The organism is Antarcticimicrobium sp., from assembly GCF_029212575.1.
Lineage (GTDB): Bacteria > Pseudomonadota > Alphaproteobacteria > Rhodobacterales > Rhodobacteraceae > Antarcticimicrobium.
Genome location: NZ_JARGPK010000055.1, coordinates 97,423 through 118,645 on the forward strand (window position 1 = coordinate 97,423; position 21,223 = coordinate 118,645).

21 protein-coding genes are annotated in these 21,223 nt (G+C 66.9%); 16 read left to right on the forward strand and 5 right to left on the reverse strand.

Annotation, left to right across the window (positions count from 1 at the left end; translation table 11 throughout):
- The first annotated feature begins 151 nt into the window (after window positions 1-151).
- Window positions 152-598 (forward strand): hypothetical protein, encoded by a 447-nt coding sequence (locus tag P1U75_RS11755; RefSeq protein WP_300243485.1) that lies wholly within the window; start codon window positions 152-154, stop codon window positions 596-598.
- A 141-nt stretch (window positions 599-739) separates the two neighbouring features.
- Here the strand turns inward: P1U75_RS11755 and dprA are convergent, their stop codons facing one another.
- Window positions 740-1,894, reverse strand: coding sequence for a DNA-processing protein DprA (gene dprA / locus P1U75_RS11760; RefSeq protein ID WP_300243487.1), 1,155 nt, complete (start codon window positions 1,892-1,894; stop codon window positions 740-742).
- Window positions 1,895-2,003: 109 nt separating this feature from the next.
- Entirely contained in the window at window positions 2,004-3,425 is a 1,422-nt protein-coding gene (gene tldD / locus P1U75_RS11765; protein ID WP_300243489.1) for a metalloprotease TldD, read from the reverse strand.
- A gap of 179 nt (window positions 3,426-3,604) precedes the next feature.
- Between tldD and coxB the strand changes: the two genes are divergently transcribed.
- From coxB to P1U75_RS11820, 11 genes are all read left to right on the forward strand, one after another.
- Window positions 3,605-4,492 (forward strand): cytochrome c oxidase subunit II, encoded by an 888-nt coding sequence (coxB, locus tag P1U75_RS11770; RefSeq protein WP_300243491.1) that lies wholly within the window; start codon window positions 3,605-3,607, stop codon window positions 4,490-4,492.
- A gap of 46 nt (window positions 4,493-4,538) precedes the next feature.
- Entirely contained in the window at window positions 4,539-5,480 is a 942-nt protein-coding gene (cyoE, locus tag P1U75_RS11775) for a heme o synthase (RefSeq protein ID WP_300243493.1), read from the forward strand.
- A 1-nt stretch (window position 5,481) separates the two neighbouring features.
- Window positions 5,482-5,652, forward strand: a complete 171-nt coding sequence (locus tag P1U75_RS11780) for a hypothetical protein (RefSeq protein ID WP_300243495.1) — start codon at window positions 5,482-5,484, stop codon at window positions 5,650-5,652.
- Entirely contained in the window at window positions 5,652-6,227 is a 576-nt protein-coding gene (locus tag P1U75_RS11785; RefSeq protein ID WP_300243497.1) for a cytochrome c oxidase assembly protein, read from the forward strand. The genes P1U75_RS11780 and P1U75_RS11785 overlap by 1 nt, the downstream gene beginning before the upstream one ends.
- 22 nt (window positions 6,228-6,249) lie before the next feature.
- A complete protein-coding gene (locus P1U75_RS11790) occupies window positions 6,250-7,059 on the forward strand; it encodes a cytochrome c oxidase subunit 3 (protein WP_300243499.1) in 810 nt (269 codons plus the stop codon).
- Between the two features lie 96 nt (window positions 7,060-7,155).
- Entirely contained in the window at window positions 7,156-7,827 is a 672-nt protein-coding gene (locus tag P1U75_RS11795) for an SURF1 family protein (protein ID WP_300243502.1), read from the forward strand.
- A gap of 5 nt (window positions 7,828-7,832) precedes the next feature.
- Window positions 7,833-9,221, forward strand: a complete 1,389-nt coding sequence (gene thrC, locus P1U75_RS11800) for a threonine synthase (protein WP_300243505.1) — start codon at window positions 7,833-7,835, stop codon at window positions 9,219-9,221.
- On the forward strand, window positions 9,218-10,480 hold the full coding sequence (locus P1U75_RS11805; protein WP_300243507.1) for a pitrilysin family protein: 1,263 nt from the start codon (window positions 9,218-9,220) through the stop codon (window positions 10,478-10,480). Before thrC ends, P1U75_RS11805 begins: the two co-directional genes overlap by 4 nt.
- A 19-nt stretch (window positions 10,481-10,499) precedes the next feature.
- The gene (locus tag P1U75_RS11810; protein ID WP_300243510.1) at window positions 10,500-11,084 is read left to right on the forward strand and encodes a GNAT family protein; all 585 of its coding nucleotides are present in this window, start codon (window positions 10,500-10,502) and stop codon (window positions 11,082-11,084) included.
- Window positions 11,085-11,356: 272 nt separating this feature from the next.
- Entirely contained in the window at window positions 11,357-12,175 is an 819-nt protein-coding gene (locus P1U75_RS11815; RefSeq protein ID WP_300243513.1) for an MBL fold metallo-hydrolase, read from the forward strand.
- 41 nt (window positions 12,176-12,216) lie between these two features.
- Complete coding sequence (locus P1U75_RS11820) at window positions 12,217-13,632, forward strand: FAD-binding oxidoreductase (RefSeq protein ID WP_300243515.1); 1,416 nt, start codon at window positions 12,217-12,219, stop codon at window positions 13,630-13,632.
- A 4-nt stretch (window positions 13,633-13,636) separates the two neighbouring features.
- Here the strand turns inward: P1U75_RS11820 and P1U75_RS11825 are convergent, their stop codons facing one another.
- Genes P1U75_RS11825 through P1U75_RS11835 form a run of 3 tightly spaced genes read right to left on the reverse strand, consistent with a single transcriptional unit; the run spans window position 13,637 to window position 16,397 of the window.
- Complete coding sequence (locus P1U75_RS11825) at window positions 13,637-14,485, reverse strand: MBL fold metallo-hydrolase (RefSeq protein ID WP_300243517.1); 849 nt, start codon at window positions 14,483-14,485, stop codon at window positions 13,637-13,639.
- On the reverse strand, window positions 14,485-15,924 hold the full coding sequence (locus tag P1U75_RS11830) for a sulfatase-like hydrolase/transferase (protein WP_300243520.1): 1,440 nt from the start codon (window positions 15,922-15,924) through the stop codon (window positions 14,485-14,487). Before P1U75_RS11830 ends, P1U75_RS11825 begins: the two co-directional genes overlap by 1 nt.
- Window positions 15,921-16,397 (reverse strand): MarR family transcriptional regulator, encoded by a 477-nt coding sequence (locus P1U75_RS11835; protein WP_300243522.1) that lies wholly within the window; start codon window positions 16,395-16,397, stop codon window positions 15,921-15,923. The genes P1U75_RS11830 and P1U75_RS11835 overlap by 4 nt, the downstream gene beginning before the upstream one ends.
- 118 nt (window positions 16,398-16,515) lie before the next feature.
- Between P1U75_RS11835 and P1U75_RS11840 the strand changes: the two genes are divergently transcribed.
- From P1U75_RS11840 to P1U75_RS11855, 4 genes are all read left to right on the forward strand, one after another.
- Window positions 16,516-17,466, forward strand: coding sequence for a tripartite tricarboxylate transporter substrate-binding protein (locus tag P1U75_RS11840; RefSeq protein ID WP_300243525.1), 951 nt, complete (start codon window positions 16,516-16,518; stop codon window positions 17,464-17,466).
- A 64-nt stretch (window positions 17,467-17,530) separates the two neighbouring features.
- On the forward strand, window positions 17,531-18,097 hold the full coding sequence (locus P1U75_RS11845; protein ID WP_300243530.1) for a hypothetical protein: 567 nt from the start codon (window positions 17,531-17,533) through the stop codon (window positions 18,095-18,097).
- Entirely contained in the window at window positions 18,098-19,687 is a 1,590-nt protein-coding gene (locus P1U75_RS11850; protein ID WP_300243532.1) for a tripartite tricarboxylate transporter permease, read from the forward strand.
- Window positions 19,684-21,210: a sulfatase-like hydrolase/transferase gene (locus P1U75_RS11855; RefSeq protein WP_300243535.1), complete on the forward strand. Its 1,527-nt coding sequence runs from the start codon at window positions 19,684-19,686 to the stop codon at window positions 21,208-21,210. The genes P1U75_RS11850 and P1U75_RS11855 overlap by 4 nt, the downstream gene beginning before the upstream one ends.
- Window positions 21,211-21,223 lie beyond the last annotated feature (13 nt).

The following is a 21,223-nucleotide window of genomic DNA, read 5'->3' on the forward strand; positions in this document are numbered from 1 at the left end:
TAGCGGAAAACCTCTCGCGACTTAATCGGCGCTTTCTATGGCGGGCCACCATGCGGGGCGCAAGAGCGGATTGTCAATCCGCGCCGTTTCGGCACAGAATGTTCCCGGCGGAGCACTGGCGATTCCGCCAAATTGCAGGGAGGAAACTGCCATGCTGCGCGCGGTGATCACGGTTGTTTTTCTGCTCACCGGTTCGATCCCGGCACTGGCGCAGGGCTGGCACGAGCCGCAGCGCGGGACCGAGCTTCGCGCGGCGCTGATGGACGCGCTGCGCCCGCATGCGGCCTGGCTGCTGGGCGCGCCGGTGGAATTCATGGTTCACGAATTGCGCGTCAGCGGCGACCTGGGTTTTGCCTCGGTCTCGCCGCAGCGTCCCGGTGGCGGTGCGATCCAGCTCTGGCAGACCCCCGGTGTGGCCCGTGGAGAGATCGACCCGCAGATGGAGGGCGGCGTGACGATGCAAGCGCTCTACCTCCGGTCGGGGCGGACCTGGGTCGCGGTGCATTGGGCGATGGGCGCCTCGGACGTCTGGTACGCCTATGGCCCGATCTGCGCGATCTGGCGCCCGGTGATCCCCGAGGCCTGCCAGGGGATGTAGCGCCGCGCGCGCCGCCGCTCCGCGGGGGCCGGCGTGCCGGTTGCCCGGGCGGCACCGTCCCCCGCGTCTCACCCGTTTACCATTCGATCCCTTATCCGCCCCGGGTGACCGGGCGAGCCAGATCGCACTGGTTACAAACGCCTATTGCGGCAGCGACAGCAGCCCACCGGCCTGGCGGGTGATCTTGCCCTCCAGTTCCAGATCCACCAGCGCCGGGCCGACCTGTCCCGGCGGTATCGAAAGGTCGCGAATCAGCTGGTCCTCGCCCAGCGGCGAGGGGCCCAGCCGCGACAGGATCTGCTGGTGCAGCCTCGCCGTCTCGCGCAGGCTGCGCTTGTCCGGCGGCGGGGCAGGCGGGGCCGGGGGGGCGGCCGGCAGTTCGGGTTGCTCCGCCGTCGTCTCCTGCTGCGGCAGCGCCGCGATCACGTCCCTGCCGCCGCGCACCAGCGTGGCGCCGTCGCGGATCAGCATGTTGCAGCCCGCCGCGCGGGCGTCGAACGGGTGGCCCGGCACCGCCAGCACCTCGCGCCCCTGATCCAGCGCGTCGCGCGCGGTGATCAGGCTGCCCGACCGCGCCGCGGCCTCGACCACCACGACCGCCTGCGCCAGCCCGGAGATGATGCGGTTGCGGCGCGGGAAATGCCGCGCCTGCGGCGCCGTGCCCATCGGTTGCTCTGAAATCAGCAACCCGCGCTTTGCGATGTCGGCGGCCAGCCCCGCGTTCTCCGGCGGGTAGATCACGTCGACGCCGCCCGCCAGAACCGCGACGGTTCCGGTCTCCAGCGCCGCCAGATGCGCCGCCGCATCCACGCCGCGCGCCAGGCCCGAGGTCACCACGATGCCCTCCGCGCCCAGTTCGCGCGCCAGGGCCCGTGCCATCCGGGTGCCCAGCGACGAGGCGTTGCGCGCCCCCACCAGCGCCACCGCGCGCCGCGCGAGCAGCGCCGCGTCGCCCACCGCCCAGAGCATCGGCGGCGCGTCGGAGATGCGCGCCAGATCGGCGGGATAGCGGGGCTCACCGATGCAGATCAGCGCGGCACCCGCAGCGCGCGCGGCCGCCAGTTCGGCCTCGATCTGCCCCTCGGGGCAGGGGGCATAGCGCTCCAGCCCGGCGTTGCGCGCCACCGAAGGCAGCGCCGCCAGCGCGCGCTGGGCGCTGCCGTGTTCGGCCATCAGCCGGAAAAAGGTGGAATTGCCTACCCGGTAGGAACGCAGCAGGCGAAGCCAGGCAAACCGGTCATCTTCCGAGGTGGGAGGAGTGAGTGGGTGGGGGGAAGATTGCTGCGTCTCGGTCATCCGTGGCTCCGCCTGCGTGCGGAACAGCTGTAGAACGCCGGACGTTAACAGGCGGTGAATCGTGGCGGAATTAAGGCAAATCCGCCACGATTCTGCACGATTTCCCGGATCAGGCGGCCGATCCGCCCACGGTCAGCCGGTCCATCAGCACCGTCGGCTGGCCCACGCCCACCGGCACCCATTGCCCGGCCTTGCCGCAATTGCCCATGCCGGGGTCCAGCGCCATGTCGTTGCCCAGCGCCCGGATGTGCTGCAGCGAGGTCGGCCCGTCGCCGATCAATGTCGCCCCCTTCACCGGCGCGCCGACCTTGCCGTTCTGCACCCGGTAGGCCTCGGTGCAGGAAAACACGAACTTGCCGTTGGTGATGTCCACCTGGCCGCCGCCAAAGCCGACCGCCCAGATGCCGTTCTTGATGTCGGCCACCAACGCGCCCGGATCGGCGTCGCCGCCCAGCATGTAGGTGTTGGTCATCCGCGGCATCGGCGCGTGGGCATAGCTTTGCCGTCGCCCGTTGCCGGTGGGCTCCACTCCCATTAGCCGGGCGTTCTGCCGGTCCTGCATGTAGCCCACCAGGATGCCGTCCTCGATCAGCACGTTGCGCCGCGAGGGCGTGCCCTCGTCGTCCACGGTGATCGAGCCGCGCCGGTCGGGCAAGGTGCCGTCATCCAGCACGGTCACGCCGGGGGCGGCCACCCGCTGGCCCATCAACCCGGCAAAGGCCGAGCTGCCCTTGCGGTTGAAATCGCCCTCCAGCCCGTGGCCGATCGCCTCGTGCAGCAGGATGCCGGGCCAGCCCGGGCCCAGCGCCACCTCCATGATACCGGCCGGGGCCGGCACCGCGTCGAGGTTCACCAGCGCGATCCGAAGCGCCTCGCGCGCCTTGGCCTGCCAGTCCGCCGGGTCGATCAGCCCGTCGAGGCCGACGCGCCCGCCGCCACCGGCGGTGCCGGTCTCGCGTCGGCCGTTCTGTTCGACGATGACCGAGACGTTGAGCCGGGTCATCGGCCGGGTGTCGCGCACCTGCACCCCGTCGGGACGCAGGATGGCAACCTCCTGCAGCGAGGCCGCCAGCGTGGCCGAGACCTGCACCACGCGCGGGTCCAGGTCGCGCGAAAAGGCATCAATCTCGCGCAGGGTCTCGATCTTGACCGGGAAATCGACGCCGCCGATCGGGTCCGCATCCGTATACAGATGCCGGTTGGTGGGCTGCGGCGGATCGGCCAGCGTGCCGCCGCCGTCGCCGACCGCCAGCCGCGCGGTCTCGGCGGCGCGGCGCAGCGCGGGGATCGAGACTTCGGTGGAATGGGCGTAACCGGCCACCTCGCCGCGCACCGCGCGCAGCCCGAATCCCTCGGAGGCGTCATAGCTGGCGGTGTGCAACCGCCCGTCGTCGAACACCAGCGCCTCGGACTTGCGCCGCTCGATGTAGATTTCTCCGTCATCCGCCCCGTTCGTGGCGCTTTTCAGGATCGAAAGCGCCTCGTCCCCCGGCAGAGCCGTGTCGAACGGGTGGTAGGTTTCTGATGGCATGGACCGGCCTCATTATTTGATTTAGATCAAAAAAGCGTCCCTTTGACGCAAGCATTTCGCTTTAACTGCTCTGCGGAATATGGTTTTTAACGACCTCAAAGACAACGGGTGTACGCCGATGCATACAGGCGCCCCCCGTGTCCGGGGAGAAACACGAGATCAACCGATCGGGACGAGACATGAAGAACGCTTTGATGCTTTCTGGGCTTTTTGCGGCCCTCACCAGCCTTCCGGCCAAGGCGCAGGACGCGCTTGAAATCGTTGGGAGGCCGACACAAGGCGGTCTGGGATTCCAGCCCGCTGCCACCGAGCTGGCGCGCGACCTTCAGTCGCTGGACTATCTGGTTCTTATCATCATCACGGCAATCTGCCTGTTGGTGATCGGCCTGATTCTCTGGGTGGTCGTGCGCTTCAACCGTCGCAGCAACCCGACGCCGTCCAGCTTTACCCACAATACCCCGATCGAGATCGCCTGGACCGTGGTGCCGATCATCATCCTGGTGTTCATCGGTGCCTTCTCGCTGCCGGTGCTGTTCAAGCAGCAGGAAATCCCCGAGGCCGACATCACCATCAAGGTCACCGGATACCAGTGGTTCTGGGGCTATGAATATGTCGATCACGGCTTCGCCTTCGACAGCTACATGATCGGCCAGCCGGCGACCGGCGGCAACTACGTGCTGACCCCCGAGGTCGAGGAAAAACTGGTCGAGGCCGGCTACAGCCGCGACGAATTCCTGCTCGCCACCGATACCGCCGTGGTGGTCCCGATCGGCAAGACCGTCGTGATGAATGTCACCGGCGCAGACGTGATCCACTCCTGGACCGTGCCCGCCTTTGGCGTCAAGCAGGACGCCGTGCCCGGCCGCCTGGCCCAGCTCTGGTTCAAGCCCGAACGCGAAGGCATCTACTTCGGCCAGTGTTCGGAACTCTGCGGCAAGGACCACGCCTTCATGCCGATCACCGTCAAGGTGGTCAGCCAGGAGGCCTATGACAAATGGCTCGAAGGCGCGATCGAGGAATACGCCGACGCCGGCGCGCCGAAAAGCTTTCAGATCGCGTCCAAGTGACAAGGTCTAGGGCGGGCCGCGTACCCGCCCGCACCGGAGAACCCGAATGAGCGATGCAAGCATCAATGCCAGCACCCTGCGCGAGGACGAGGCGGGATTCGGCGACTACTTCGCCCTGCTGAAACCGCGGGTGATGTCGCTGGTGGTGTTCACCGCGCTGGTCGGCCTGCTGGCCGCACCGACTCCGGTTCACCCCATGGTCGGGTTCTGCGCCATCCTGTTCATCGCCATCGGTGGCGGTGCCTCGGGCGCGCTGAACATGTGGTGGGACGCCGACATCGACCGGGTGATGAAACGCACCCGTGGCCGGCCGATCCCCGCTGGCAAGGTCGAGGCGGGCGAGGCGATGGTTCTGGGGCTTGCGCTGTCGGGATTCGCGGTGATCATGCTGGCGCTGGCCACCAACATCCTTGCCGGCGCCTTCCTGGCCTTCACCATCTTCTTTTACGTAGTGATCTACACCATGTGGCTGAAGCGCGCGACGCCGCAGAACATTGTGATCGGTGGCGCCGCCGGGGCCTTTCCGCCAGTGATCGGCTGGATCGCGGCGACCGGCGACATGGCGATCGAACCCTGGCTGATGTTCGCGCTGACCTTCATGTGGACGCCGCCGCATTTCTGGGCGCTGGCGCTGTTCATGCGCTCGGACTACGACGATGCCGGCGTGCCGATGCTGACCGTGACCCACGGACGCCCGGCCACCCGGACCCATATCCTGGTCTATACCGCCCTTCTGGCCCTGCTGGCGGTTGGCGCCGCGTTCTCGGGCCTTGGCGGGCCGGTTTACCTGGCCGTGGCTCTGGTGATGAACGCGCTGTTCCTGCGCGGCGCCTGGCGCATCAGCCGCCGCGACGAGACCGCCTCCGAGGCCGACAACTTCCGGGCGGAGCGGTCTTTCTTCAAGCTCTCCCTGCTCTACCTGTTTTTGCACTTCGGCGCGATCCTGGCCGAAGCCGTGCTGAAACCCTTTGGACTGGGAGGCTGGTAAGATGGCAATCAAGGTAACACATGACCTGCACAAACGCCGCTTTGGCCGCAACCTTGGCGTCGGGCTGCTGCTTGCCGGATTTGTCGCCATCGTGTTCGGCCTGACCATCGCCAAGGTCACCAGCGGCGATTTCCAGATGAAACCGGCCACAAGCAGCGCGGGGCAGAACTGATGTCGCGCTCCAATCCCCAAAAAACCCTGCTGCAACTAGTCGGCGTGGTGGTGCTGATGGGCGGTCTGGCCTGGGCCTCGGTGCCGTTCTACAGCTGGTTCTGCAAGGTCACCGGTTTTGGCGGTGAAACCAACGTGGCCGAGGCCGGCTCGGACGTGATCCTGGATCAAACGGTCAAGATCCGCTTCGACGGCTCGAAAGATCGCGACATGCCCTGGGAGTTCAAACCGCTCCAGCAGGAGGTCGAGCTGCGCATCGGTGAAACCGGGATGGCCTTTTACGAGGCCTACAACCCGACCGACCGGCCGATCGCCGGGCAGGCCAGCTACAACGTCGCGCCCTATTCCGCCGGCGCCTATTTCACCAAGATCGCCTGTTTCTGCTTTACCGAGCAGATCCTGCAACCGGGCGAGCGGGTCGAGATGCCGGTGACCTTCTTCGTCGATCCCGAGATCGTCGACGACCCGGAGGCGAAATTCGTGCACACGATCACACTGTCTTACACATTCTATCAAATCGATCTGCCCGAGGGATATGCCGCCCTCGATCAACAGGCAGACACCAAACTGAACTAGGCCGAGAGGTGAGGGACACTTAATGGCACACGCAAAAAATCACGACTATCATATTCTCAACCCCTCCATCTGGCCGCTGATGGGCGCGCTCGGGGGCTTTGTCATGCTGTTCGGCGCCGTGCTCTGGATGCACGCCGTCACCCCCTTCGTGTTCTTCATCGGTCTGGCCATGGTGCTCTACACCATGTTCGCCTGGTGGTCGGACGTTGTCGCGGAAAGCCGGATCGGCGATCACACGCCCGTCGTTCGGATCGGCCTGCGTTATGGCTTCATCCTGTTCATCATGTCCGAGGTGATGTTCTTCTTCGCCTGGTTCTGGTCGTTCTTCAAACACGCCATGTACCCGATGGAGACCTACTTCGGTTCCGAGTACGCGAGGCCCGAGATCTTTCCGGTCGATGCGTTCCACCTGCCGTTGATCAACACGCTGGTGCTGCTGCTGTCGGGCTGCGCGGTGACCTGGGCGCACCACGCGCTGGTGCACAACAACGACCGCAAGGCGCTGGTGCAGGGGCTGGCGATCTCCATCGTGCTCGGCGTCGCCTTTACCGCGCTGCAGGCCTATGAATACGGCCACCTGCTGCACGAGGGCTGGCAGTTCGGCGGCGATGAGTTCTACTCGAACTTCTTCATGGCGACCGGCTTCCACGGCTTCCACGTGATCATCGGGACGATCTTCCTGACCGTCTGCCTGATCCGCGCGATGCGGGGCGATTTCACTCCGGAAAAGCACATCGGCTTCGAGGCGGCGGCCTGGTACTGGCACTTCGTCGATGTGGTCTGGCTGTTCCTGTTCTTCGCGGTCTACATCTGGGGCACCTCCGGCCTCTGACCGGCGTGGATTGCGGTTGAAATCCCGACCGCATCCCCAGTAAAGCAAGGCGCGCGGGTCTCCCGCGCGCTTTTTCATTGGTCATCGGAGCGTTGCATGCGCCGTTTTCTGTTCCTGCTGGTCTTTGGCATTGTCGGGGGGGGCGTCCTCGTTTCGCTCGGCACCTGGCAGATGCGCCGGCTGGAGTGGAAACAGGGCGTTCTGGCCGAGATCGAGGCGCGCATCGCCGCCGATCCCGTGGCCCTGCCCGCCGCGCCTGACCCGGAGGCGGACCGTTACCTTTCCGTGCGGGTCGCCGGGACGCTGGGCGACGCGGAACTGCACGTGTTGGTGTCCACCCGCGACCTCGGCGCCGGCTACCGCATCATCGCCCCCTTCACCACCGTCGCCGGCCGCCGCATCCTGGTCGACCGGGGGTACATTCCCACCGAGGCGAAAAACGAACAGCGTTCAACCGGCGCGATGGAGATCACCGGCAACCTGCACTGGCCGCAGGAGATCGACGGTTTCACCCCCGACCCGGAGCCGGACAAGAATATCTGGTTCGCGCGCGAGGTGCCCATTCTTGCCGCCACCCTCGATACCGAGCCAGTGCTGCTGATCGCCCGGTCGCAAACCGACCCTGGCGTGACGCCGCTGCCGGTGACAACCGTAGGCATTCCCAACGATCACCTGCAATACGCGGTAACCTGGTTCGGCCTGGGGCTGGTCTGGGCGATGATGACCCTCTATTTCCTGTGGCGCACCCGCGCCCGATCCCGGAGCTGACAGCGATGAAATACATCTCCACCCGTGGCCAGGCGCCCGCGCTCACCTTTGAAGAGGCGATGCTGACCGGGCTGGCGCGCGACGGCGGGCTCTACGTGCCCGAGACCATCCCGCAGATGTCCGCCGATGAGATCGCAGCACTGGCCGGTCTCAGCTACGAGGAAACCGCCTATCGCGTGATGCGTCCCTTCATCGGCGACAGCTTCACCGACGGGGAGTTCCGCGATATCATTTCCCGCGCCTACGCGGGCTTTGGCCATGCCGCCCGCGCGCCGCTGGTCCAGCTTGCCCCCAATCACTTCCTGCTGGAGCTGTTCCACGGCCCGACGCTGGCGTTCAAGGATTTCGCCATGCAGCTCATCGGCCAGCTGTTCGAGGCGGCGCTGAAACGGCGCGGCGAACGGGTGACCATCGTCGGTGCCACCTCTGGCGATACCGGGTCGGCGGCGATCGAGGCGTTTCGCGGGCTTGATGCTGTCGATGTCTTCATCCTGTTCCCGCATGGAAGGGTCAGCGAGGTCCAGCGCCGCCAGATGACCACGCCGGACGACGCCAACGTGCACGCGCTGGCGCTCGACGGTGATTTCGACGATTGCCAGGCGCGACTCAAGGACATGTTCAACGATTTTGCCTTCCGCGACGGGGTGCGCCTCGCCGGGGTGAACTCGATCAACTTCGCGCGCGTTCTGGCGCAGGTGGTCTATTACTTCTCTTCCGCCGTCAGCCTCGGCGCGCCAGGGCGCAAGGTCAGCTTCACCGTCCCCACCGGCAATTTCGGCGACATCTTCGCCGGCTACATCGCCAAGCAGATGGGGCTGCCGATCGACCGGCTGGTGGTGGCGACCAACCAGAACGACATCCTGAACCGCTGCCTGACCGGGCAGGGCTATTTCAAGGGCGAGACGATCCCCTCGATCAGCCCGTCGATGGACATCCAGGTCAGTTCCAACTTCGAACGCGCGCTGTTCTATGCCTACGGCCAGGACGGCAAGGCGGTGGCGCAGCTGATGGACGAACTGTCGTCCGGCGGCTTCAACGTCAGCCAGGGTGCGATGGAGGCGCTGCGCGAAAGCTTCTCCTCCGGCCGCGCCTCCGAGGAGGAAACGCTCGCCACCATCGCCGCGACGCTGAACTCCAGCACCGAGCTGCTCTGCCCGCATTCCGCCGTCGGCGTGAAGGTGGCCGAGGAACAGCGCGATCCGCAAACCCCGATGATCACGCTCGCCACCGCGCATCCGGCCAAGTTCCCCGATGCGGTCGAGCGGGCCAGCGGTATTCGCCCCCCCCTTCCCCCGCGCATGGCAGACCTGTATGACAGGTCGGAACGGGTGAGCCGGATCGACAACGATCTCGCCGCCATCGAAACCCACATCAAGGGGCATATACCCGCGTGACTCTTCAACAAGCTCAACTGTCGAACGGATTCCGTGTCGTGACCGAACACATGCCGGGGCTGCAATCGGCCGCGATCGGAATCTGGGTCAGCGCCGGCGGCCGCCACGAACGGATCGAGCAGAACGGCATCGCGCATTTCCTCGAACACATGGCGTTCAAGGGCACCGCCACCCGCAGCGCGCTGGAGATCGCCGAGGCGATCGAGGACGTGGGCGGTTTCATCAACGCCTATACCAGCCGCGAGGTCACCGCCTATTACGCCCGTGTGCTCAAGGCCGACGTGCCGCTGGCGATGGACGTGATCGCCGACATCGTGCTCAACCCGGTGTTCGACCCGCGCGAGATCGAGGTCGAGCGCGGCGTCATCCTGCAAGAGATCGGACAGGCCAACGATACCCCCGACGACGTGATCTTTGACTGGCTGCAAGAGGCCAGCTACCGCGATCAGCCGCTGGGCCGCACCATCCTTGGGCCCAGCGAGCGGGTCAGCACCTTCTCGCGCGGCGATCTGTCTGGGTTCGTCTCCGAACACTACCGGCCCGGTCAGATGATCCTGTCGGCCGCCGGCGCGGTCGATCATGACGAGTTGATGCGCATGGTCGAGGCGCTTTTTGGCCACCTGGAACCCGGCCCGGCGAACACCGCCGAACCGGCCTGCTTCACCGGCGGCGAATTCCGCAAGACCAAGAAACTTGAGCAGGCCCATTTCGCCCTGGCGCTGGAAAGCCCCTGCTACCGCGACGACGCGATCTATACCGCGCAGATCTATGCCGGCGCGCTGGGTGGCGGCATGTCCTCGCGCCTGTTCCAGGAAATCCGCGAGAAACGCGGGCTGTGCTACACCATCTTCGCCCAGGCCGGCGCCTATGCCGATACCGGCTGTACCACGATCTACGCCGGCACCTCCGCCGGTCAGGTGGCCGAACTGGCCGGTATCACCATCGACGAGATGAAGCGCGCCGCCGAGGACATGAACGACGACGAGATCGCCCGCGCCCGCGCCCAGATGAAGGCCGGTATGCTGATGGGGCTGGAAAGCCCCTCGAACCGGGCCGAACGTCTGGCCCGGCTGGTGCAGATCTGGGACACGGTGCCGACGCTGGAGGAAACGGTGGCAAAGATCGACGCGGTGACCACCGCAGATGTGCGCGGGTTCGCCGAACGCATCGCCAGCACCGCGCCGGCGGCGATGGCGCTTTACGGGCCGGTCAAAGCGGCGCCGACGCTGGAACAACTGCAGGAGCGGCGCGCCGCCTGAGGCGCCCGGGACCGCGACGATGCTTCTGGCCAAACGCAAGCTGAGGATCGAGACCGAGCGCCTCACGCTGCGTCCGCCGGTGCATTCCGATTTCCGCCCATGGTGCGCGCTGCGCGCGCAAAGCCGCGATTTCCTGACCCCGTGGGAGCCGTCCTGGGCGCCCGACCACCTGTCGCGCAAGGCCTTCACCAACCGTGTCTACTGGGCGCAGCGCTCGGTCTCGGGCGGTTCGGCGCTGCCCTTGTTCCTGTTCCGCCGCTCCGACGAGACGCTGCTCGGCGCGATCACCCTCGACAACATCCGGCGCGGCCCGGCGCAATCGGGCGTGCTGGGCTACTGGACCGGCGAGGCCTATGCCCGCCAGGGCTTCATGCGCGAGGCGATCGACGCCATTGTCCACCACTCCTTCACCCGGCTGGACCTCAGCCGGATCGAGGCCGCCTGCCTGCCGGAAAACGCCGCCTCGCGCGGGCTGTTGGAAAGCGCCGGGTTCAAATACGAGGGCGTGGCGCAAAGCTATCTCCAGATCAATGGCCGCTGGCGGACCCATGTGCTTTACGCCGCCCTGCGCAGCGACCGCCGCGGCAAGACCGACGTGGGGTGAGCGGCGTCCCGGAAACGCTCCAGTGGAGCGTTTCAGCCGCGAACGGGCGTAGCCCCGGGGCAAGGCGTCATCCCCCACCCCACCCCTGTCACCGCAGACCTGACCGGGGTCCGATACCGCCAGTGCGACGAGATCCCGGGCCAAGCCCGGAATGACAGACCGGCGTCGGGGGATGACAGAACCGGGACAGAACCGGGCCGCCGCTCTGGTTTTGCTCCCGTCACGTGCTAACCTGATCCGGACCAACAGGACAAACCGACAGGGAGGGGCCCGTGGCACGCCTCATCTTGACACTGTTCCTTGCCTGCCTGGCCGGCGCCGCTTCCGCGCAGGACCGCCGGCCGAGCCATTGCATCGCCATCGCCGATGCCGCGCCGGGGCTGGAATACCTGCACCGGGCGTCCTGGCGCGACCCGCTGCCGGAACATTCGGTACGCCTGCACTACATCGCCCATGCCAGCTTCCTGCTCCAGACCGCCGGCGGGCTGAGCGCGGTCACCGATTACACCGGCTTTCTCGGCACCACCGCGCTGGTGCCCGACGTGGTGACGATGAACCACGCCCATGACACCCATTGGACCGCCACCCCCGATCCGGAGATCCCCCATGTGCTCAAGGGCTGGGGCAATTATGGCGAGGGGATCGAGCATCACCTCGACCTCGGCGAAATGCTGGTGCGCAACGTCTCGACCGATATCCGCTCGGCCTTCACCGGGGCCGAGGCGCGCGGCAATTCCATCTTCGTGTTCGAGGTGGCGGGGCTCTGCATCGGCCACCTGGGCCACCTGCACCACGTGCCCAACGCCGCGCAATTTGCCGCGCTTGGCCGGCTCGACGTGGTGATGGCGCCGGTCGATGGCGGCCTCACCCTGCCACTGCCCGAGATGGTGCAGGTGATCGAACGGCTGCGCTCCTCGGTGGTGATCCCGATGCACTGGTTCAGCGGCTACAGCCTGAACCGCTTTCTCGAGGATATCTCGGGCAGCTTCGCGGTGGAGCGTCCGGGCACCTCCTCGATCACCGTGTCGCTGCGCGATCTTCCCTCGCGCCCCACCGTCGTGGTGCTGGAGCCGCGCTTTCTGACCGACTGAACGCGCTTGCACCCCGCCGCGCCATTGGGCAGGACTATGCCATGACCCTGACCCCCGCCGATGAGAATTTCGCCGCCCGCCTGCGCCGGACCCTGCCTGAGGCGGTGTTCCGCCCCCCCGAGCCGCGTTACCTCGAGGAGCCGCGCGGCCGCTGGTCCGGCCAATGCGGGCTGCTCGCCTTGCCGCGCACGGTCGAGGAAGTCTCGACGCTGGTCACAGCCGCCGCCGAAGCCCGCGTGCCGGTGGTGCCCTATGGTGGTGGCACCGGTCTGGTCGGCGGCCAGATCATGCCCGAGGGACCGGCGCCGCTGATCGTCTCGCTGGAACGGATGGCGGCGATCCGGGGCGTCTATCCGCAGGAAAACCTGCTGATCGCGGAGGCCGGCGCGGTGCTGGCCGATGTGCAGGCGGCGGCACAACAGGCCGACCGCCTGTTTCCGCTGTCGCTGGCCGCCGAGGGCACCGCGCGGATCGGCGGCAACCTTGCCACCAACGCCGGCGGCACCGGGGTTCTGCGCTACGGAAATGCGCGCGACCTTTGTCTCGGGCTCGAGGCGGTGCTGCCCGATGGGCGGATCTGGCACGGGCTGTCGCGGCTGCGCAAGGACAACACCGGATACGATCTGCGCAACCTGCTGATCGGCGCTGAGGGCACGCTGGGCATCATCACCGCCGCCACGCTCAAACTCTACCCGCGCCCGGCGGGCGAGGGCACCGCGCTCTTCGTGGTGCCCGACCCGCAGGCGGCGATCGACCTGCTGGCACTGGCGCGCGACCAGATGGGCGAGGGGGTCAGCGCCTTCGAGCTGATCTCGGGACAGGGGCTGCATTTCCTCGCCGAGGAACTGCCCGACATCCGCCAGCCCTTCGCCACCCCGCCCGAATGGTGCGTGCTGATCGAGGTTGGCCTCGCCCGTGGGCTCGACCCCGAGGCGGCGCTGGCCGAACTGTTCGAGGCGGCGCTGGAGCGCGGGTTCACCTCTGACGGTCTGATCGCCCAATCGGAGGCGCAGCGGGCCGCGTTCTGGTCGGTGCGCGAACATATCCCCGTCGCCAACCGCCGCGTCGGCGCGGTCTCCAGCCACGACATCTCGGTGCCGATCGGACGGATCCCGGAGTTCATCGACAAGGGCGGAGAGGTGATCGCCGCGCTGGGCGAGTTTCGCCTCAACTGCTTTGGCCACCTGGGCGACGGCAACCTGCATTTCAACGTCTTTCCCGCCCCCGGCCGCAGCAAGGAGGCGCACGCCAACCAGCGCGACGCGATCAAGCGCGCGGTGCACGACCTGGTGCATGCGATGGAGGGGTCGGTCAGCGCCGAACACGGCATCGGACGGCTCAAGGTCGACGATCTGACCCGCTATTGCGACCCGGTGAAACTAGACGCCATGCGCGCGATCAAGGCGGCACTCGACCCGGCGGGCATCATGAACCCCGGTGCTGTGCTGCGCGGCTAGGCGCTCAGATCTCGTGGACCTGGAGATCCTCTGCGATTTCTGCCGGCCCGTCGAAATGCGCGGCCAGGTCGGCCCGGGCCCCTGCGTGGCCTTCTTCGCTGTCCATGTGGATGCGGAAATGGCTGATCAGCAGCCGTTTGACGCCGGCCGATTGCGCCATCCTGGCGATGTCGGCGGGGGTGGGGGAAAACGCGGCGATGGCCGGGTGGATCTCCTCGCCCGAGAGGCGGTAGCACCAGTGCAGCAGCAGGTCGGCATCGCGGCTGAGGTCGGTCAGAGCGTCGCAGATCCCCGCGTCGCCGGAATAGACGAACTTGCGCCCACCGGCCGTGACCGAGAATCCCATGCAGTCGAAGGCGGGCTGGGCATGCGGCACCTCGCAGCTTTGCAGCGTCCAGCCGTCGCCCTGACAGGCGAATCCGGGGGTGATCTCGGTCACCTCGGGCGCGGGCCAGGGGCGCGGCAGGGTGCCGCCGCGTGCGACCCAGACCTGCTGGCTGGGGGGCAGTTCGGTGCGGGCGTAAAGATCGGCCGAGAGCACGCCGCCCCTGCCGAAATAGCCCTCGGTGATGCGGGCGATGGGGGCAGGCCCCCAGACCTTTAGCGGCGGCGCACCCTCGTCCCAGGCGGCATGGGCCAGCCGGGCATAGTCCATCATGTGATCGGAATGCAGGTGGGAAAAGAACAGGTGGGTGATGTCGCCGGGCCGGTATCCGGCGCGCAGCAGGTTGTCGAACACCCCGCCGCCGCAGTCGAACAGGATCTTGTCGTCGCCGACCTCCAGCAGGTAGCCGGAGGAGGCGCGGCGCACATAGGCCTCGGGCGAGCCGGTGCCGAGAAGGGTGAGTTTCATCAGGTGTCCTTTACGTCGGGGGGCGGGGTGGCGCCGGGCGCGCCGAGCTTAAGGGCGGCGTCGCGGCCGCCGTGGCGCGCGATCAGATCGGCCTGATCGGCAAAGGCCATGGCATCGGTTGCCTCGGGGTCGCAGATCTTGCGCAGCTCCGCCTCCATCATCGCCAGGGTCGCGGTATGGGCCGGGTCGGCGGCGAGATCGGTGGTCTCCTCCGGGTCGTCTTCGAGGTCGAACAACTCGGGCGGGAAGCCGATGTAGTGGTGGTACTTCCAGCGCCCCTTGCGCAGCATGAAGGCGCCCGAGACGGCCCCGGCGGCGTGGTATTCGGAGAACACCACCCGCTCCGGATCGACGGGCGCAGCGGCGATGTCGTACAGGTTGCGGATCCCCGGGGCGCCGTCGATCCGGGCGCCGAAATGCTCCGCGATGGTCGCGGAAAGATCCAGCAGGCTGACCGGCGTGTCGCAGGCGCCTTGCGGGATGCCCGGCCCCGCCATGACCAGAGGCACCGCCGTGCTTTCCTCATAGAGGGTGGATTTGCCCCAAAGCCCGCGCGCGCCAAGGTTGTCGCCGTGGTCCGAGGTATAGACCACCGTGGTGTTCTCGGCCTGATCACTCTCGGACAGGGCGACCAGGATCTGGCCGATGTTGTGGTCGAGCCAGGAGCACAGGCCGAGGTAGCTGGCCTGCGCGACCCGGCGTTCATGGTCGTCGTGGAACTTGCCCTCGCTGTCCATGAAGGCGTTCTGCCTTTCCACCCAGGGGTGGCGGCGGTGGCCGTCGCGCGGGTGCAGCTTGGGCTCGGGCAGCGCGTCGAGCGGGTAGAGGTCGTAATACCGCTGTGGCACCACCAGCGGGAAATGCGGCGCCACCAGCCCGACGTAAAGGCACCAGGGCCGGTCGTCGTCCGAGGCGGCGCGCGCCGCCAGCCAGTCGCGGGTGCGGGCGGTCACTGCGGCGTCGTACTCGGTATACTTGCTGGTCCCGGGGCCGATGTAGTCGCCCAGCATGCGCCCGGTTCCGCTGACGCGCTCGTCCTCCTTGCGGATCGAGGCCCAGACCATGCCGACGCCCCCGGCCACCATCATCGGAAGATGCTCGGTATCGAATCCGGCCGGGTCCTCCTCGGCGCGGTAGTGCAGCTTGCCGATGCTTTCCACCGGCACGTCGCGTGCCTGCAGCGCGTGGCCCCAGCCGGGGATCGCGCCGTCATAGGGCATCGCGTTATCCCACAGCCGGGTCTGGTGTACATAGCGCCCGGTGGCAAAGCTGGCGCGCGCCGGAACGCAGATCGGGGAGGGGGTATAGGCATTGGCGAACCGGGTGCCGCGGGCGGCCAGCGCATCAAGGTGCGGTGTCTGCACCACGGGGTGCCCGGCGCAGCCCATGGCGCGGGCCTGGTGTTCGTCGGACATCAGGATCAGCAGGTTGGATGTCATGCGGTTTCTTCCATCTCGTCGATTGCACGTTCCAGCTTGTCGAAGGCAGAAAACAGAGTTTCGAGTTCGGGGTCGCCGAGCGCGTCGATCAGCATCTGTTGGCGGCGGCGCATGTGCGGGCGCGCCTTTTGGAACAGGTCAATGCCCTTGGCGGTGACGTCGATCAGATGCGCGCGCTGGTCGCTCTCGCTGGTCTCGGAAGTCAGCAGCCCATCGGCCACCATGCCCTTGATGGTGCGGCTGAGCTGGCTCTTGTCCAGTCCGGTCCGGCGGACGATCTCGGCCGGGGTGACCCGACCCGAGGTTTCCAGCGTGACCAGAACCCGCCATTGCATCAGCGAGATGCCGGCCGATTCCATCAGCATCTTGCTGCCTTGCGTGATGATCTTGGCATGCAGGCGCGACACACGGAACGTCACCATCTGGTTCAGCGGCATGGTCAGCGCCGGGTCTTCAAGTGCCTTGAATGTCATGATCTTCTCCCTGCTGCTGATCGGATCATGGCAATTAATGGTGGATGCGTCAACATTTTAGTTGACCAATCCACCTTTTTGCGCAATCTTCGCCCCAATGAGAACAGGGAGGATTACAATGAAACGCATGATCAAGACAGGACTGGCCGCGCTGGGCGTGGCGGCGATGGCAACCGGCGCCTGGGCGCAGGACTGGACCCCGCCGGGGCCGATCAAGCTGTTGATCGGATTTCGCGCCGGTGGCGGCGCAGACACCCAGGCCCGGCTGATCGCCGAGGCGCTGGAACAGAAGAACGGCTGGAAATTCATCCCCGAGCAGGTGACAGGCAAGGGCGGACTGAACCTGGCCGCCGCGCTCAAGGACGCGCCCAACGACGGCACCGTGATCGGCCTGGCCGTGACCGAGACCTTCGGCTACAACATGGCGGCCTCGCGCGCCGGAATGACGCCCGAAGATTACACCGGCCTGTCCACAACAGCCGGGTTCCAGATGGGCATCGTGACGCGCAAGGAGACGGGCTGGACGAGTTTTGACGACATGATCGCCGCAGCCAGGGGCGGGCAGGACATCCGCTTTGGCGTGATGAGCCCCAAGCTGGCCGATCTCGCCTATCTTCTGGGCAAGGCGCAGGGCGTCGCCTTCAACATCGTGTCGGTCAAGGGCGGCAAGGCGGTGATGGACGGCGTCAACGCCGGTGACCTCGACGTCGGCTTCATGGCTGGCATCCAGGCCAAGGGGGTCGCCGCGGGCGATCTGGTGAACCTTGCCTCGGCGCTGTCGCAACCGCTGGTGCAGACGCCGGAGGCGCCGACGATGGCCGACCTGGGCGTGGATTTCAGCGCCGACGGCTACTTTGTCTTCGTCGGCCCCGCGGGGATGCCGGACGCGGCGCGCGATGCGCTGGCCAAGGCGATCGCCGGGGTGGTGAGCGATGAAAGCAGCAAGGCCGGCGGGCTGATCGTCAAAGCCTTTGGCGGCGCGGCGGTGATCACCGGCGACGATCTGACGGCGCTGATGGCGAAGGACTACGCCGAGGCCGCCGATCTTCTGAAGGCCGCGTCGGAGTAACGCCCTAGAGGACCGGGCCGGCCTGGACCGTGCCCGGTCGTTCTGCATCCGCCTGGAGGTTTCCATGCCTGGACAGTCCCGCAATCACCTGATCATCGGCCTGGGCACGCTGGCGTTTGCCATCCTGATGCTGCTGGTCTGGATCCCGCTCGACACCGATACCGGGCTTATCGAAATGGTCCGGCGTCAGGTCACGATCGGCGATGCCGCCGCGCCGAGCCTCGCGGCGCTGTTCCTTTTGGCCGGCGGTGCGCTCTTGGTCACGGTGGAGCGCCACGCGCCGCACCAGATGCGGATTCAGCGCGGCACCGTGATCGCCGCCGGGGCGCTCTTCGCCGCCGCTGTGATCGGGTTGCTCTTGATGCGCTACAGCGGGCCGGCGGCGGTCTGGCTGACCAACACGATCACCGGCGGCGCGCTGGATTACCGGCTGCTGCGGGACACCGCGCCGTGGAAATATACTGGCTTTCTGTTAGGGGGCACCGCGATGGTCGGCGCCATGATCATGGTGATGGAGCGGCGCGTTTCGCTGCGGGCGCTCGCCGTGGCGCTGCTGGCGGTGCTGGCGATGATCGCAATCTACGACCTGCCCTTCGACGACCTCCTGCTGCCGCCGAACGGGGACGTCTGAATGGGCACGCTCGATTACATCTGGCTGGGAATCCTGGCGGTGTTCCAGGGGCCGGAGCTGTTCACGCTGTTCGGTCTGCCGGTCCCGGTGACACTGGTGATGATCCTGGGCGGCTTTCTCACCGGCATCGCGGTGGGCGCCACGCCGGGGCTCGCGGGGCCGATCGCCATGGCGATCGCGCTGCCGATCCTGATCTCTGTCTTCGGTTATACCCCGGATGCGCTGCTGCCGGTGATGGGCTTTCTCATCGGGATCATGAAGGGGGCCACCATCGGCGGCGCGGTGCCGGCGATCCTGTTCAATACGCCGGGCACGCCGGACGCCTTCATGACCACGCTGGACGGCCACCCGATGGCCCGGCGCGGGCAGGCGGGCAAGGCGCTGCGGGTGGCGCATTTTTCCTCCGCCGCGGGCGATACGTTTTCCGATATCGTGCTGATCCTCTGCGCGCCGTTCCTCGCGATCCTGGTCGAGCGTTACCTCGATCTGCCGGAAAAGACCGCGCTGCTGATCCTGTCGCTCAGCTTCATCGCCGCGGTGATCGGTGCCTCGCCCGGCAAGGGGCTGATCTCGATGGGGCTGGGGCTGCTGGCGGTCTATGTCGGCAGCGGCGAGGATTTCTATCCGCGGCTGTCTCTGGGCACATCGACCCTGTCGCAGGGGTTTCCCATCGCCACCTCGGTTCTGGGCGTGCTGATCATCGGCGCGGTGTTTCACGAACTGGCGGGGCTCTGGCCGGTGGCGCCGCACCGGAGCGGCGCCGAGACCGGCCGCGACAGCGGCGACCAGCGGCTGCATGCGGCCGATATCCGCAGGCTGCTGCCCTATATCTCGCGCTCGGCGGTGATCGGCACGGTGGTCGGGGCGCTGCCCGGCGTCGGCTCCACCCTGGCGGCGACGCTGGGTTATACCGTGGGCAAGGCGCGCCATGCGCGCCGGGGCAGCAGCGACGGACTGAAATTCGGCGAGGGCGTGCCCGAGGGCGTGGCGGCGACCGAGGCGGCAAACTCCTCGGTCTCCGGCGCCAACCTGATCCCGGTGCTCAGCCTCGGGATTCCCGGCAATGCCGCCGCGGTGTTCCTGATCCTGGCCGCCGACAGCATCGGCGGGTTCAACCCCGGCCCCTCGGTGTTCCGTTTTACCGCCGACGTGGTGAACCCCGAGCTTGTCGTCGCCTTCGGCCTGTTCACGGCGATGATGATCGCCAATGCGCTGAACTGGACCATCGGCGGGCTGTTCATGCGGGCGATGGGGATCATGACGCGCATCCCCAAGCACATGCTGCTGCCGATCGTCCTGCTGCTGACGCTGACCGCGATCTATGTGCAGGAGGCCGACATGGCGATGATCTGGTTCGCGCTGGGCTTCGGCATGCTGGGCTTCGGGATGCGGCTGGTGGGCATGTCGCCGCTGCCCTTCGTGATCGCCTTCATCCTCGGTGACAAGCTTGAGAACAGCGCGCGCCAGGCCTTTGCCGCGACCGGCGGCGATCCGTGGTTCCTGTTCACCCATCCCGTCGCGGCGCTGTTCATGGCCGGCGCGGCGGGCATTCTGATCTTTACCGCAGTTAGAAGGAAACCTGCTGCATGACCCGTCCCAACATCCTGCTGATCTCGGCCGACCAGCAACGCGCGGATTGCTTTGGTTTCGAGGGTCGCAAGATCAAGACCCCGCACCTGGACCATCTGGCCCAGGAGGGCACCCATTTCGGCGCCTGCATCACGCCCTGCGTGGTCTGCCAGCCGGCCCGCGCCTCGATCCTGACCGGGCAGCTCTGCCGCACCCACGGTGTGCATGACAACGGCATCGACCTGGAGCCGGAGGTGGGCGAAAAGGGATTCGCTGGCGCGATGTCCGCCGCCGGCTACGAGACCGCGTTCTTCGGCAAGGCGCATTTCTCGACCTACCACACCTTTGCGCCCACCGGCTCGCCGGAGTGCCTGCGCTCCTCTGCCAGCTACCCGGAGACATGGAACGGCCCCTACATGGGATTCGGCCATGTCGAGCTGATGCTGGTCGGGCACAACTGGTTCCTGCCAGAGAAACCGCCCGCCGGGCAGCATTATGAACGCTGGTTCTACGCCGACGGCAGGGGCGACGAGAAGAACGCGCTGTACCGCGAGAACGCGGGCGACACCAAGGGCGCGGCACAGACCTGGCATTCGAAACTGCCCGTGGCCTGGCACAACAGCACCTGGACCGCCGACCGCACCATCGACTGGCTCAAGTACGGGCGCGAGGACGACAAGCCGTTCTGCACCTGGGTCAGCTTTCCCGATCCGCACCACCCGTTCGACGCGCCGGAGCCCTGGTCGCGGCTGCACGACCCGGAGGAGGTGGACCTGCCGCCCAACCGAACGCGCAGTTTCGAGGGCAAGCCCTGGTGGCACGAGGCGGTTCTGACCGCCGAACCGGCGGGCCCCAAGGAGAACGCCGAGACCCGCAAGCAATACAGCCGCATCGCCGAGCAGGGCGACGACCAGTTGCGCGAGATCATCGCCAACACCTACGGCCAGATCGCGCTGATCGACCACAACGTCGGGCGCATCCTGATCGCGCTGGAGGAGGCCGGTCTGGCCGAGAACACCATCGTGATTTACATCTCGGACCACGGCGACTGGCTCGGCGATCACGGGCTGATCCTCAAGGGGCCGATGCATTACGAGGGGCTGCTGCGGGTGCCGATGATCGTCAAGGGGCCGGGGGTGCCGGCGGGCAAGCGGGTGGAAGAGCCGGTCTCGACGCTCGATCTCGGCCCGACCTTCTACGACTACGGTGCGGCCGATCCATTGCTGCCACAGCATGGCCAATCGCTGCGCCCGCTGATCGAGGGGGAGGCGACCCGCGACTTTGCGATGAACGAATGGGATCTGCTGCCGACGCGGGCGGGCGTGGCGCTCAGCCTGCGGACGGTGCGCACGCGCCGGCACAAGCTGACGGTCGACCTGATCTCCGGCGCGGGCGAACTGTATGATTTGCAGGCCGATCCCGACGAGATGGAGAACCTGTTCGAAGCGCCGGCGGCGGCATCGGTCAAATCCGATCTGATGGCGATGCTTGAGCGCCGCCCGGAGGACATCCGCCCGCAGCAGGTACAGGTCGGCATGGCCTGAGCCCGCAGGGGGC

What these genes read in the sequence shown, in the direction of transcription:
- P1U75_RS11755 (WP_300243485.1), top strand. Translation starts at nt 152, where the DNA reads ATGCTGCGCGCGGTGATCACGGTTGTTTTTCTGCTCACCGGTTCGATC.
- dprA (WP_300243487.1), bottom strand. Translation starts at nt 1,894, where the DNA reads ATGACCGAGACGCAGCAATCTTCCCCCCACCCACTCACTCCTCCCACC.
- tldD (WP_300243489.1), bottom strand. Translation starts at nt 3,425, where the DNA reads ATGCCATCAGAAACCTACCACCCGTTCGACACGGCTCTGCCGGGGGAC.
- coxB (WP_300243491.1), top strand. Translation starts at nt 3,605, where the DNA reads ATGAAGAACGCTTTGATGCTTTCTGGGCTTTTTGCGGCCCTCACCAGC.
- cyoE (WP_300243493.1), top strand. Translation starts at nt 4,539, where the DNA reads ATGAGCGATGCAAGCATCAATGCCAGCACCCTGCGCGAGGACGAGGCG.
- P1U75_RS11780 (WP_300243495.1), top strand. Translation starts at nt 5,482, where the DNA reads ATGGCAATCAAGGTAACACATGACCTGCACAAACGCCGCTTTGGCCGC.
- P1U75_RS11785 (WP_300243497.1), top strand. Translation starts at nt 5,652, where the DNA reads ATGTCGCGCTCCAATCCCCAAAAAACCCTGCTGCAACTAGTCGGCGTG.
- P1U75_RS11790 (WP_300243499.1), top strand. Translation starts at nt 6,250, where the DNA reads ATGGCACACGCAAAAAATCACGACTATCATATTCTCAACCCCTCCATC.
- P1U75_RS11795 (WP_300243502.1), top strand. Translation starts at nt 7,156, where the DNA reads ATGCGCCGTTTTCTGTTCCTGCTGGTCTTTGGCATTGTCGGGGGGGGC.
- thrC (WP_300243505.1), top strand. Translation starts at nt 7,833, where the DNA reads ATGAAATACATCTCCACCCGTGGCCAGGCGCCCGCGCTCACCTTTGAA.
- P1U75_RS11810 (WP_300243510.1), top strand. Translation starts at nt 10,500, where the DNA reads ATGCTTCTGGCCAAACGCAAGCTGAGGATCGAGACCGAGCGCCTCACG.
- P1U75_RS11820 (WP_300243515.1), top strand. Translation starts at nt 12,217, where the DNA reads ATGACCCTGACCCCCGCCGATGAGAATTTCGCCGCCCGCCTGCGCCGG.
- P1U75_RS11825 (WP_300243517.1), bottom strand. Translation starts at nt 14,485, where the DNA reads ATGAAACTCACCCTTCTCGGCACCGGCTCGCCCGAGGCCTATGTGCGC.
- P1U75_RS11830 (WP_300243520.1), bottom strand. Translation starts at nt 15,924, where the DNA reads ATGACATCCAACCTGCTGATCCTGATGTCCGACGAACACCAGGCCCGC.
- P1U75_RS11835 (WP_300243522.1), bottom strand. Translation starts at nt 16,397, where the DNA reads ATGACATTCAAGGCACTTGAAGACCCGGCGCTGACCATGCCGCTGAAC.
- P1U75_RS11840 (WP_300243525.1), top strand. Translation starts at nt 16,516, where the DNA reads ATGAAACGCATGATCAAGACAGGACTGGCCGCGCTGGGCGTGGCGGCG.
- P1U75_RS11845 (WP_300243530.1), top strand. Translation starts at nt 17,531, where the DNA reads ATGCCTGGACAGTCCCGCAATCACCTGATCATCGGCCTGGGCACGCTG.
- P1U75_RS11850 (WP_300243532.1), top strand. Translation starts at nt 18,098, where the DNA reads ATGGGCACGCTCGATTACATCTGGCTGGGAATCCTGGCGGTGTTCCAG.
- P1U75_RS11855 (WP_300243535.1), top strand. Translation starts at nt 19,684, where the DNA reads ATGACCCGTCCCAACATCCTGCTGATCTCGGCCGACCAGCAACGCGCG.